Annotated in this window: 11 protein-coding genes; 4 read left to right on the forward strand and 7 right to left on the reverse strand. The window is 53.8% G+C overall.

Features of this window, described 5'->3' with window-relative positions; translation table 11 throughout:
* Positions 1–57: 57 nt before the first annotated feature.
* Positions 58–825, forward strand: coding sequence for a glycosyltransferase family 2 protein (locus CFI10_RS18235; RefSeq protein ID WP_206837388.1), 768 nt, complete (start codon positions 58–60; stop codon positions 823–825).
* Here the strand turns inward: CFI10_RS18235 and CFI10_RS18240 are convergent.
* The 5 genes from CFI10_RS18240 to CFI10_RS18260 are packed head-to-tail and all read right to left on the reverse strand — an operon-like array spanning position 822 to position 5,916.
* Positions 822–1,877, reverse strand: a complete 1,056-nt coding sequence (locus CFI10_RS18240) for a glycosyltransferase family 4 protein (RefSeq protein WP_206837390.1) — start codon at positions 1,875–1,877, stop codon at positions 822–824. The genes CFI10_RS18235 and CFI10_RS18240 overlap by 4 nt on opposite strands.
* Complete coding sequence (locus CFI10_RS18245) at positions 1,874–2,710, reverse strand: glycosyltransferase family protein (protein ID WP_206837393.1); 837 nt, start codon at positions 2,708–2,710, stop codon at positions 1,874–1,876. The genes CFI10_RS18240 and CFI10_RS18245 overlap by 4 nt, the downstream gene beginning before the upstream one ends.
* The gene (locus CFI10_RS18250) at positions 2,694–3,947 is read right to left on the reverse strand and encodes an O-antigen ligase family protein (protein ID WP_206837396.1); all 1,254 of its coding nucleotides are present in this window, start codon (positions 3,945–3,947) and stop codon (positions 2,694–2,696) included. The genes CFI10_RS18245 and CFI10_RS18250 overlap by 17 nt, the downstream gene beginning before the upstream one ends.
* Positions 3,944–5,038 carry a glycosyltransferase family 4 protein gene (locus CFI10_RS18255; RefSeq protein WP_206837398.1) on the reverse strand — a complete coding sequence of 365 codons (1,095 nt, stop codon included), beginning with the start codon at positions 5,036–5,038 and terminating at the stop codon, positions 3,944–3,946. Before CFI10_RS18255 ends, CFI10_RS18250 begins: the two co-directional genes overlap by 4 nt.
* Entirely contained in the window at positions 5,035–5,916 is an 882-nt protein-coding gene (locus CFI10_RS18260) for a mitochondrial fission ELM1 family protein (protein ID WP_242530053.1), read from the reverse strand. Before CFI10_RS18260 ends, CFI10_RS18255 begins: the two co-directional genes overlap by 4 nt.
* A 241-nt stretch (positions 5,917–6,157) precedes the next feature.
* Here CFI10_RS18260 and CFI10_RS18265 point away from each other — a divergent pair, with 241 nt between their 5' ends.
* The gene (locus CFI10_RS18265; RefSeq protein ID WP_206837406.1) at positions 6,158–7,153 is read left to right on the forward strand and encodes a branched-chain amino acid aminotransferase; all 996 of its coding nucleotides are present in this window, start codon (positions 6,158–6,160) and stop codon (positions 7,151–7,153) included.
* Between the two features lie 69 nt (positions 7,154–7,222).
* Here the strand turns inward: CFI10_RS18265 and glnE are convergent, their stop codons facing one another.
* The gene (gene glnE, locus CFI10_RS18270; protein ID WP_206837409.1) at positions 7,223–10,135 is read right to left on the reverse strand and encodes a bifunctional [glutamate--ammonia ligase]-adenylyl-L-tyrosine phosphorylase/[glutamate--ammonia-ligase] adenylyltransferase; all 2,913 of its coding nucleotides are present in this window, start codon (positions 10,133–10,135) and stop codon (positions 7,223–7,225) included.
* Positions 10,136–10,789 (reverse strand): CYTH domain-containing protein, encoded by a 654-nt coding sequence (locus tag CFI10_RS18275; RefSeq protein ID WP_206837413.1) that lies wholly within the window; start codon positions 10,787–10,789, stop codon positions 10,136–10,138.
* A 110-nt stretch (positions 10,790–10,899) separates the two neighbouring features.
* Here CFI10_RS18275 and CFI10_RS18280 point away from each other — a divergent pair, with 110 nt between their 5' ends.
* The gene (locus CFI10_RS18280) at positions 10,900–12,096 is read left to right on the forward strand and encodes an RNA-guided endonuclease InsQ/TnpB family protein (protein ID WP_206837416.1); all 1,197 of its coding nucleotides are present in this window, start codon (positions 10,900–10,902) and stop codon (positions 12,094–12,096) included.
* Positions 12,097–12,443: 347 nt separating this feature from the next.
* Complete coding sequence (locus tag CFI10_RS18285) at positions 12,444–13,097, forward strand: TIGR00153 family protein (RefSeq protein WP_242530204.1); 654 nt, start codon at positions 12,444–12,446, stop codon at positions 13,095–13,097.
* Positions 13,098–13,118: the final 21 nt, after the last annotated feature.

Here is a 13,118-nt window from a genome sequence, read left to right on the forward strand (position 1 = left end):
CCGACAATAGAGCGCGATTATAGCAACCTCCAGACCCTTGAAACCAACAGGCATCACATGACCGACACCACCCTGCCCATCAGTGTCACCATCATCGCTCAGGACGAAGCGGACCGCATCGGCATGGCGATCGAAAGTGTGCGGAACTGGGTCGACGAGGTTGTCGTGGTGGACTCGGGCAGCACTGACGGAACCCAGGAGATCGCAGCATCACTCGGGGCGCGTGTCGTTCATCATGACTGGCCCGGGTATGGCCTGCAAAAGCGGTTTGCAGAGGATCAGGCCCGCAATGACTGGATCTTCAACATTGATGCGGACGAACGTATCCTGCCTGAGCTGCAGGCGGAAATAGTCGCCATGTTTACTCAGGCACCCGATGCCGATGGCTATTTCATTGCCATTCACGACCGTCTTTACTGCACCGACCGGTTGAGTGCTTACACACCCTACAAACCGGTACGGTTGTATCGGAAGTCAAAAGGACGCTACAGCACCAGCCCGGTACATGATCGCGTACAGATGGAGGCAGGGGCGAAAACCGCCACACTCAAGGGTCGCATGGCACACGATTCGCTCAAGTCTTTCCACCATCGCATAGAAAAAATGAACGAGTACACCGAGGCGCAGGCAAAAGACCTGCTGGCCCGCGGCCGCAAGCCATCGACCTTTCGCATTCTGACCGAATTTTGGACCGCTTTTATCGTGGGTTACTTTTTCCGTGGCTACTGGCGTGGCGGGCTGATGGGTTATATCTATGCAGTTAACTTTGCGTATAGCCGGTTTTTAAGGCAGATAAAACTTTATGAGTCTGAGCAAAAAAATTAATCCTTTTGCGATTGTTTTTTTCGACCTAGATAAATACTCTGCTCCAGTATAGCTTTCAAACGGGGCTGAATTGCTTCTACAGTGTAACTTTCACTGCGTTTATACGCCATTGTGGCAACAGATGCTCTATGCTCTGCATGCTGCAATGCAGCACAAATACCGTCTGCCAACTGCTGCGCATTACCCGGGGGCACCAGCCAGCCGTCACTGCCTGATTGGATCTGACTGGCAGGTCCCGACACATCACTGGCTATGACTGGGCAACCATGGACAGCCGCTTCCAATATAACGATACCAAAGGTTTCACTCAAAGACGGCACGACTAAAAGATCAATGTCACGAAGCCATCCACCAATATCTTCCACCCAACCATGAATATGAACCTTGTGACGGATAGAAAGGGACTCTGCAAGAGCAAGAATATCCTCTTTATCCGGTCCGCTGCCAGCAAGATGTAACTGCGTGTCAGGCATTATTTCAACCACTTGAGAAAATGCCGTTAATAGCGTATCCAGCCCTTTTTCAGCTGTCATACGCCCGACAAATCCAACATTGCCTGTGTCTTTTTTGATACTTTTAACAAAAGGTGGTCGTTCAAATACAAAGTTGGGCAAAATCGCTGTTCTATCCTTTTCGTATCCAGCGTTCCAAAAGCGCTGACACATGTCTTCAGTAAGACCAATCAGGTAGTCTGCCTTAAGCATTCGCCGTATTTTATTGCTGTGAGAGAATCCAACAAGTGGCGCCGTCAGACTTTTCAAGGCCAGACCAAGAATACTGGTTGCACGGGCGTTGTGCGTTAGCACTAAATCCGGCTTGACTGTCCTCAAGCGCAGGTGTGCCTGAATAATACGAAAAACATCATAATAGCCCCGGGGAGAAAATGCGTAATAACTGTGGCTATCCCGTTGCAAACAATCACGATAGGGCGATTCAAACGGTAGCCACACCTCAACTTCGTGGCCCATTCTTATCAGCAACCTGTTTATATTAAAAAAAGCTGTTTCCAGCCCTCCTTTCTGGCTGGAGCAAAGCACATGTACGATTTTCATGCCTTGTATTCCTGCGGAAAAGAACCCAACAACTCTTCTTGTATACGCTTGACTACCTCAACAGAGACTCGATCACTCTCCGCGACATCATACAGTTGCTCAGCGGTGACCCTCCCCTTTGTAAGCTCCCAACAGTCAACCGAGTACAGTACGTCGCGACCAAATACCGAGAGATAGTCATATATCTTATAGTCGCCACCAACATGAATATTGCTGCCTGTTTGTAGATAAGCAGTGGGGACATCATAGCTGTGGGCTACTATATAAGGGTGCATAGCTGTCGTAACCACTAACTTGGCAGATATTATCGCCTCGATAATAGTCACATGATCATCAGCCAAACTCATCTGTACAACGTTATCATTTGGAAATTTACAACGAATTGTATCGATCCATTTACCGGAGTGGTGGTCATGAAGGTGAGGGAGGCATAGTACGTGCTGGCCTTTACTCAGGTGATCCGACGGAAAGAAATGAGAGCACAACAGCCCTGGATCTCCCAAACAGACTCTATCAATATCCATATTAAAGCGAGCCGCCGACAGCTTGCCTCTAAGTGCATGCGCACGAATAAACCTGCCAGATGTTGACTCTCCAGGTGCCAAAAAGCCTGTACCCCAAAGATGCAAAGGCCGACCAAGATTGATTAGCCAACGTTTGAAACGCTTTTTGACAACACGCTCGGCAAGACTTCCTATCGCGACCAGATCAGCATATTTCAAATCACTGAACGCAACATCAGCGCCAGATGCTTTCTGTGTAATTTCTCTGGAAAGGATATCGCCGAAGTTACCTTCAGAGTTCTGATAATAAAGCCTAACTGGCGATCTCATTTTTCATTTTCCCATTCGCTGAAATGATGGAGTAAGCCATTGATAACGCCAAGCATAAAAGGTAAGAGTTAGCACCGAGATTGTTACGTAATGTCGCACTGGTCAAACCAATAACCAAAAAAGACACTGTCACAAAAAAAGTTGGCGCTGCTTCAACAAGCGAAACCCCGTAATAACGAAGTATATAAAAGGGGAACAACACAAATAAAATAAGGCAGATCAAGCCAAATATACCACCCCTCTCCAGCATATAAAAATACTCGGAGTGAGTATGGAAACTCAACATATAATCAGGATAATTTCCTGACGCCAAGATTTCCTTTTTCACTTCCAGAGCTTCTTTTACACCATATCCAAAAATAGGGTTGCGCATAAAAACATCCCATGCCAGCCGCCATGACTCTATTCTGACTGCTATAGAGTTATCAAAAGATATGTCACCTGCCACTAAATAATTACTTGCCTCAATATAGGCAAGAGTTATTCTATCCCAAAGCAAAAAATAAATAACAAGCAATATTACCAGAGCAAAAAATGACAACATCTTGAAATTTGAAAGACTTTTCAGGTTATACCTGTAATGTATGAAAACCATGATTATATTTATGATGGTAAAGGCTAGAATGGGTCCTCTGGCTTCAGTCATGACCAGAATAACCGATACCGCCACGAATCCCGACAGCAGCCAGACAAAGGGCATCTTTTTCGCAGGAACAAAAAACATCCCTGCCAATAAAGAATAAAAAAACACGACAGCTGTTGAAAATGTTCCCTTGTTATACCATAAGCCTGGATACTCACCGTCATAGTGGTCAGACTGACTTGCAAACATTCCTTCTTCCTGAAGAAAAAGAAAGAACAATGTATAGAAAAACATCAGAACAATCGCCTTCACCAAAAGATCGCTCGATATATTTCTGTAATATAAAACTGCACCAACCGGCAATACCAAAAGTAAATTGCGTGATATTTTTTCAATATCACTTAACGAAGAATAGCCTCTCGCCATGTTAATAATATCAGGCAGAACAAAAATCAAAAGACTTATGGAAAAAAGCCCCGAGAACCGAAGATCAATTTTAAAACCAAAAAAAAATCCAATAATGCAGAACATAGACACAAGGTAGACGAAATCTTTATACAACCCCGGCAAAACAAAATAATTTATGATAAAAAAACAGCCTATTATTTTAAATAAAAAAGCCGCTAACGTTTTATCTGTCAGATTTTGGTTCATATGTTTTCATATAGAGAAAGAGTTTTCTGTATCATTTTATCAAGTGTGTACGGCCCTTCCAGCATGTCACCACATCCCTTCTTATCCAAACAGAAACTCACTTTTTTAGCAGCCAGTGAATATTGACCTGTAGGCACTTTTCCTTCCGAATAAATAGCCCCCAAGGTTTCAGCCACTGCCCCATGGGCATACCCCACCACCGGTGTACCTATCGACAAACACTCCACAACCGTTCGCCCAAAGGCTTCTGCGGTTGTTGATGTAAGGGACAACATCACATCTGAAATGGCGTACAGCTCTTTCATATCCGAGCGGGTACCGAGGAAGGAAAAGTACTGGCCCAGGCCCGCTGCATTAATGGCCGCTTTTACCTCATGAATAAATTTGTTCTTGGGGTCACTGCCCACGACCAGGACATGAAAGTCCTGCCGCTGCTGGCTGAGCTCTGCCACTACCTTGACCAGATCAAGATGCCCTTTCCAGCGCGTAATGCGGCCAGGAAAGCAGATCAGGTGTTTGTTCCGGGCCTGAGGGCAGTCATCAAAGAGGCGTCCTTTCCACTCCTCTGTAGGCTGATATCCACGCGGAAACTCTTCCGGATCAATGCCCCGATGAATCACGGTTACCTTGGCAGGGTCCACTTCCGGATAGTTGTCCAGCAGGTAGCGTTTCGCCGTCTCGGATACGGCAATAACGCGTTCCCCCTTACCCATGATGGCGCTGTAGCGGTTAACCGAGTGCATACCATGCAGGGTGGTAATGAAACGCGGCCGAGTCGCCGGGGCCATCTTGCGCCAGGCCAGCCATACAACCCAGGCGGGCATGCGCGAGCGCACATGCACGATATCCGGTTTTTCTTCGGCCAGCCAACGGCGCAGCCCGGGCACCTGCAGCAGCGTCAGCAACGATTTCTTGCCCAACTCCCATTGCACATGGCGGCTGCCTTCACATTCAAGCTGTGCAACAAGGCGCCCCCCGGCCGACACAACAATTGACTCATGGCCAGCAGCAACCAGTCCACGGGCAACTTCAAGCGTACCTCGCTCGACACCGCCCAGTTCAAGGGCGGGCAATACCTGTACAACCTTCACAGCCACTCCCTCCTGAGTACTTCCTCGGCACAGCGCTCTGCTTCATTCAATACGATGCTCTCTGCAGCGAGCCCGGTCATCGACCAGTCTGGTGCACGCACCACCAACCCTTGCGCTGTCAGCTGCTCAACACCCTTGCCGATCCGGTTGTCCGCTTCACTACTCAGTGGCAAAACGCCAACCTGGCAGCCCGCCGTCAGCGCTTCATACACCATGGATGCGCTGTCTTCCGTTACCCAACATACCTCAGCCTGTGCCAGTTGTTGCGGCAGCCAGTCAGGGCCGGTTGCGGCGGCAGGTACAAAACGATCCCCACACAACCCTGACAAAGCCTGTTCAGTGCTGGCAGGCGTACGCCGTGACGAGCCGATCAGCCAGTTGCGCGGCGCATGTTCCAGCAGTGCACGCACCTGTGCAAGCATGCCGGTTTCATCCCAGTTGTAATGTTTTGACGGCCCGCCGATCAGTACCACGCCTGTGCCCGGTTGTTTTGTGCCCGGCCGCATCCGATTCAGAGCGCCTTTTGTGACAATGATATTGGGACGTTTCGGAGGCTGATCATGCTCAGGCACCAGACAGAGATCAAAGAACCCCATCGGTATAGACGGTTTCATCAGCACAATAGCGGGTACACGGTACAAGCGACGTAGCGCCAGCAACGTCAGGTGCGTGGCATGGCCTGCCCCGATCAATAGATCGGGCCGGTCGTCCAGCTCGGGCAACATACCACCCAGGCTGAGTCTGAGTGCTTCAAACCGCCCCATGGGTTCACGCTCACTGATCTCGACCGGCGTCTTGCGTGCAAGCGCTTCGGCCAGCCCCAGTGACTGGTTGCGGTGGCCTGGCTTGCCGTCATTGATGATCAGAATCTGTTTCACGCGCACCCACTTTGCTGTTTCCCATACGCTCGGCCCAACAGACCAGACGCTTGCCATAGGCGTCAAATGATACCATTGCAGCCGCTGTGCAACGAAGGCTGCAACACTATTTATCCGCCAGGCAATTCCATTTTTTCGCTGAATGCATACAATCTAAGGGTCTGAATTTCTCGGATCGCTCGTGTCTGCTGGCTCCGCCCCGCCAGCCTTCGGTCTTAGCCCAGCTTGTTAGGAAGATGATATGTCTGCTTTTGGTTCCGTTTTCATGCCTGAAATGGCAATTTCCTGGTTCGACGGCTCACAGTGGAGCAACGCCGAGGTGGTATCGAGCGACAGTATTCAGCTGCACCCCGGGGCACACGTACTGCACTACTCCAGCAGTTGCTTCGAGGGCTTGAAGGCATTTCGCCATGAGGATGGCTCGGTCAAGATTTTCCGCATGGACCGTAATATCGCCCGCCTGCAGCAAAGCTCAGACATTCTGGCACTGCCGGAGTTTGCACCTGAACAGCTGGAGCAGATGATTGTTGATATCGTCACGCGCTTCGCCGATCAGGTACCTGAGGCGCCTGGCTCCATGTACATTCGCCCAACTCATATCGGTACCGAGCCCGCCATCGGCAAGGCTGCCGTGCCGTCCCTGACTTCATGCCTGTATGTATTGCTGTCACCGGTAGGTGATTACTTTACCGGTGGTGACAAGGCGCTACGCCTGCTGCTGGATGATGAAGGCATGCGCTGTTCGCCGCACATGGGCGTGGTCAAAAGTGGCGGCAACTATGCCAGCGCACTGCAGCCAATCATGAAAGCGCGGGCGGAGTATCAGGCCGATCAGGTACTGTTCTGCCCGGGCGGTGATGTTCAGGAGACCGGTGCGGCCAACTTCCTGCTGATCGATGGCGATGAGATCATCACCAAGGCGCTGGATTCGACTTTCCTGCATGGCGTCACCCGCGATTCCATCCTGACACTGGCTCGAGACATGGGCATGACCGTGTCCGAGCGTCAGCTTACCGTTGAAGAGCTGCTTGAGCGCAGTGCACGCCCAGGATGCGAGGCCGCGCTGTCCGGTACCGCTGCGGTTCTGACAGCGGTAGGCACGTTCATTTACAAAGGCAAGGAGTATGAGGTCGGTAACGGCGGCATTGGCGAAACCACCCTGCGCCTGCGCCGCGCTCTGAACGATATTCAGTGGGGCAGAGCCGAGGACAAGCACAGCTGGCTGACCAGCCTCTGATCGAACAACACGGCTCTTGATTCTGAACAGCCGGCCCGGCATACCCCGGGTCGGCTTTTTCGTGCCAAATTACGACGCCAGCAGCCTCTGCCAGAGTTCGGCCACACCTTCACGATAGGCGGCCATCTCCTGATCGCCCAGCACACCGGAGAGGTTTTGCATCGTCTGACGGTGGCCGGCGGCACGATAGGCCTTGTAGGCTTCCCGCAGCAATTCCACCTCATCGGATGCCAGCAACCCTTCGGCTTCAACACTGGCCAGAATGCGGATGTTGTCAGTCCAACGCATCAGAGCAGGCATCTCGGCTGCGTGGCGCAGCACCAGATATTGCACCATGAACTCGATATCGACGATACCGCCACGGTCCTGCTTCAGATGGAATACACGACTTTCTTCATCGGCCGCAGGTTTGCTGCCCAGATGCCCGCGCATCTTCTCGCGCATCGTGGTCACATCCGTTTTGAGTTTTGCTTCTTCCCGAGGCTGTCCCAATATTTCACGGCGCACGGACTGGAACCGCTCCGCCAGGGCCGGGCTGCCGGCCACCACACGCGCCCGAACCAACGCCTGATGTTCCCAGGTCCAGGCTTCCTTCTGCTGATACTCCCGGAAGGCGTTCAGTGAGCTGACCAGCAGGCCGGAGTTGCCGGACGGGCGCAAGCGCATGTCCACTTCATACAGAATCCCGGATGGGGTGAACGTGTTGAGGATATGGATGATCCTCTGCCCCAACCGGTTGAAGAAGACGCTGTTGGCGATGGGCTTGCCACCATCGGTTTCCAGGTTACCAGCCGCATCGTGCAGGAACACCAGGTCAAGATCAGAACCATAGGACAGCTCTATGCCACCCACCTTGCCATAACCGATGATGATAAAATCGGGATCACAGGGCACGCCGGGGCTTTTCTGTGGCACGCCGTGTTTCTCGGTGAGGTTGCGCCAGGCGATATCCAGCACCGCTTCAAGCACGGCTTCCGCCAGCCAGGTCAGGTAATCACTGACCCGCATCAACGGCAATACTCCGGTAATATCGGACGCAGCCACCCGCAACATGTGTGCATGCTTGAAGTAGCGCAGGGTCTCCATCAACTGCTCGATGTCATCTTCCGGTATACGCAGCAACTGCTGGCGTAGCTCGGTACGCAGCGCCGTCAGGTTCGGCGGCGTGTAAAGTGTGCGTGGATCGATCAACTCATCCAGCAGAACCGGCTGTTTCGACAGCTGCTCGGCAAACCAGGCACTGGCAGAACAGAGCTGAACCAGCTGTTTCAACGCAGCAGGGTTTTCGTTCAACAACACCAGATAGGCGGACCGGCGCAATACCGCCTGAATCAACACCAGCACCCGCTCCAGCGTAATCTCTGGATTACTGCACTGGCCAACATTCTCCAGCAGAGCCGGCAATACCGCTTCCAGTCGCTCCAGCGCCACTTTCTGCAGCATCTGTACCGTGCGCAACCCCTTGAGATCCTGCAGCGCTTTCAATGCCTGCTCAGGAGCCTGATAGCCCTGTTCGGCCAGAAACTCCAGCGCACTGGCATCCTCCATCAACCCCTGCCAGAGCGCCAGCCAGTCACCACGCAGGTCATCAGGTTGCTCTTCTCCCTCATCCACCGGAGCGATCACATCCGCAAAGTGACGCGACACATCCGCCCGACATTTCTGCAACGCCTGGTCCAGCGCATCCCAATCGGCAAAGCCCTGGGCAAAGGCCAGACGCTCCCGGCCCACGTCATCTTCCGGCAACTCCTGCGTCTGCTTGTCGGCGATCGCCTGAATACCATGTTCCACATTGCGCAGGAAGGTGTAGGCATCGGTCAGGTCAGTCACGGCCGCTTCAGGCATACCCACCTTTTCCGGCAGCTGCGGCAGGATATTGAGCAGTTCACGCTGCTGCAGCTCATGATCGCGACCGCCCCGGATTAATTGGAACGCTTGCGCAATAAACTCCACTTCGCGGATGCCACCGGCTCCCAGCTTCACGTTATGGCTCAACCCCTTGCGCCTCACTTCACGGTTGATCATGCCCTTCATGTCGCGCAGTGATTCGAATGCGCTGAAGTCGATATACTTGCGATACACAAACGGACGCAACAGCTGGATCAGCTCCTCTCCTGCCTCCTGATCACCGGCTACAACGCGTGCCTTGATCATGGCATAGCGCTCCCAGTCACGGCCCTGATCCTGGTAATAGCTCTCCATGGCTCCAAAGCTGCACGCCAGCGGGCCAGCCGAGCCGAATGGACGCAGGCGCATGTCGACGCGAAACACAAAGCCATCGATGGTCAGGTTATCCAGCGCCTGGATCAGCTTTTGCCCCAGCCGGATGAAAAAGTCCTGATTTTCCAGATTTTTGCGCTCGCCGTCGGTTTCGCCATTGGCCGGGAAGGTAAAGATCAGATCAATATCGGATGACAGGTTCAACTCATGCGCACCCAGCTTGCCCATCCCGAGCACCACCATCCGCTGTGGATATCGCTGCCCGCTGGCATCCGGGCACGAGTGCGGCACGCCCCAGCGCTGGCAGGCCTGCTGGTACAACCACTCCAGCGTGCGATCAATGCAGGCATCCGCCAGCCATGACAACTCACGGGTGGTACCGCGCATGTCGCTGAGCCGGTTGAGGTCACGCCAGATCAGGCGGATCATTTCGCGCTGACGGAACAGGCGCAACTGGCGGTACAGCTCCTTCTCGTCCTCAATCGGTGTCAGCAACGCCTGCAGTCGTTCGGCATACTCGGTTTCGCCGTAAGCCTGTTGCAGGTCTCCGCTACGAATCAGCTGAGCCAGCCAGTCAGGGTGACGCTGCAGCTGCTCGGCAACAAAATCACTGCCAATCAGGGTGCGCTGCAACTCGCCCGTCAGCCAATCCGGCTGACCCTGCAACTCACCGAGGGCGGCTTCGATGCGGGCAAGGTTATCCTGCAGCAGAGGCTGCAATTTTTCCGGCACGTTCTGCAATTTCTGTTCATCAATCGACATTCATGCGTCTCCCCTGCAATCCATTGAGTGCTGGCTACACTGACTGAACAGTCGATAGCCGCGCTGTGCCTTACTGATATCGCCAGGCTGCAGTTCTGCCTGTTCGGCCAACCAATGTGCCAGCGCAAACAGAGCATCGGCAGGGCCTGATTTGAGCTCCAACTCCAACTCACTGATCGGATCTGTCAGGTGACGACCATCCCCGCAGTCGCACACCACTTCACCCAGATCCAGTGCCACTTCGATCTCGGCACCCTCAAAAGTCAGCCACCAGAGACGTCGCATGAAGTCAGTGGTAAACACCGGTATCAGTGCCAATTGATCCGGCGCAATCAGCTCGGCGGGCCAGATGTCGGCTTCAAGCAGGGCGGGATCGAGCTGTTCGCTGGCCAAATCCCACTCCCATTCACCCCGCTGGTGCAGTCCATCGATGCTCTGCCCCCGTGTTTTCAGCGTCTGAATAAACCGCTCCCCCTGACGCCGAACCCGCAGTGCCACCTTTGCCCGGGCCAGGTCAAGGGCCGCTGTATCATAGTAAGTGTTATGCAGCAGTCGGGGCGCCTGCCCGACTGCATCGCTCAGCAGTGGATGCCGGCTCAGCTGTTCCATCGCTGCCGGTTCGATCAGCAGCTTGAGTTCTGTTTCTGTTGCCATCCTACCCTCCGCAGGGTACCCACATCGATGGAGATGCGGGGTGAATGTGATGCAGCCGCCAGACGGCTGATACTGTCATTTTATACAGCATTATGTGCTATATTGTTTTCATGATTATACGCCAAGGCTTCAAGTTCCGTCTCGATGCCAGCCCTGGGCAGGATGCGCGCTTGCGCGTGCTGGTCGGGCATGCTCGGTTCGTCTGGAACCAGGCCTTGGCACGGTGCAATGACGCGTATCAGGCTGAGAATCAGCGCGTCCCGCGCTATGAGATAATGGCTAAGTGGATCACGGCGTGGAAACGGGAGCCAGAAACGGAGTGGCTGAAAGAGGCCTATACCGATAACTTGCAGCAGAAACTGAAGGATCTGGACGCGGCTTGGCAGCGTTGTTTCGATCCGAAGCTGCAGGCGCAGCGGCCTCGCTTCAAGAAAAAAGGTCGTGACCGCGACAGCATCCGTTTCGTCAACTTCGCCAAATACTGCCAACTGGATGGGCGGCGGGTAAAACTGCCCTCCAAGTTGGGCTGGATCAAATTCAGGCAATCCCGCCCAATCGTCGGCACAATCAAAAACTGTACCGTTAGCTGGGAGGCTGGCCACTGGCACATCAGTTTCCAGACCGAGCGCGAGGTGTCGGCACCGGTGCATCCAAAACCGGCATCGTGGATTGGGATTGATCTGGGCATTGTCCGCTTCGCCACCCTGAGCGATGGCACCTTCACCGCACCGCTTGACAGCTTCAAGCAACATCAACAAGCACTAGCCAAGGCGCAGCAGCAGATGAGCCGCAAGGTCAAATTCTCTAGCAACTGGTACAAAGCTAAAGCCCGTGTCCAGCGGCTGCAGCGCCGGATCGCCAATGTCCGCCGAGACTATCTGCACAAGACCTCAACCCGCATCAGCCAAAACCACGCGATGGTGGTGATTGAGGATCTGCAGGTGACCAATATGTCGGCATCGGCAAAAGGCACACTCGATACACCCGGGCGCAACGTGCGCCAGAAAAGCGGTCTGAACCGGTCGATACTGGATCAGGGCTGGTTCGAGTTCCGGCGCCAGCTGGAATACAAAGCCGGCTGGGCCGGCGGTGAAGTGCTGGCGGTGCCGGCGCATCACACCAGCCAGACCTGCCCCGCGTGTGCGCATGTCTCGCGGGACAACCGTCTGAGCCAGGCGCAATTTGCCTGTACCGACTGCGGCTATCAAAATAATGCCGACGTAGTCGGTGCCTTGAACATCCTCGCACGGGGGATTAAAACCTGTGCCAAGGGCGGGACATCGCCCGGGTCGCCTGTGAGTGCCTGAGCATACTGGCTCAGGCCCAGTGAGCGGTGCAGTGAGGCCGCCAGCAGCAGGAACCTGCCCCCTGAGCGATTAGGTGGCACCCGGTAACGGGAATCCCCTTCCTGAGTCACCTACAGGTGCGAAGGGAGAGGAGGAGGTCAACGTTCAGACACCTTGATTCAAACACCTTGTTGATCTGCCACCAGTGTACCCAATCCAGAGCACTGATCATCATCAGAATCGCGCAAATTTTGTGACACTTTTTATGACACTATCACTACAGATCTGTGACAGCAGCACGTATACTTGCGCCCAGTTTTTTCCACCTGCAACAGGAACGCAACATGGTTAATAGCCCAATTATGCAGATGTTCGCCCGTTCCCCGTTCAAGCCGATGCAGGAGCACATCATCAAGGCGCAGGCAAGCGCCGCAGAACTGATCCCCTTCTTCGATGCGGTGATCGCGAACGACTGGAACACGGCATCCGAATGTCAGCACCGTATCGCTGCCATTGAAGGTGAAGCGGATGACATGAAACGAGATATCCGCCAGCGTCTCCCTGCCAGCATTTTTCTGCCTGTCCCCCGCACCGATTTGCTCGACCTTCTGCGCATGCAGGACAAGATCGCCAACCGAGCCAAGGATATTGCCGGTTTGATGCTGGGTCGCCAGATGCAGATCCCGGAACCGATCCAGGACGAGCTGCGCGAGCTGCTCCGCACCGCTTTGCAAACGATTGAACAGGCCGTACTGGCACTGAGTGAGCTGGACGAGCTGTTGGCAGCGGGTTTCCGCGGCCATGAAGTGGATATCGTTGAACGCCTGATTACCGAGTTGGACCGACTGGAGCACAAGACCGACGAACATGAGCGCGAATTGCGTGCATCACTGTTCCGTGTTGAACGCGACCTCTGGCCGATCGATGTCATGTTTCTCTATCAGATCATCCAGTGGGTTGGCGATCTTGCCAACCGTGCCCAGCAGGTTGGCAGCCGACTGCAGCTGCTGCTGGCCCGTTAACTACACAGACGACCAAGGCTT

Origin of the sequence: Marinobacterium iners, from assembly GCF_017310015.1 — a bacterium.
Taxonomy (GTDB): Bacteria; Pseudomonadota; Gammaproteobacteria; order Pseudomonadales; family Balneatricaceae; genus Marinobacterium; species Marinobacterium iners.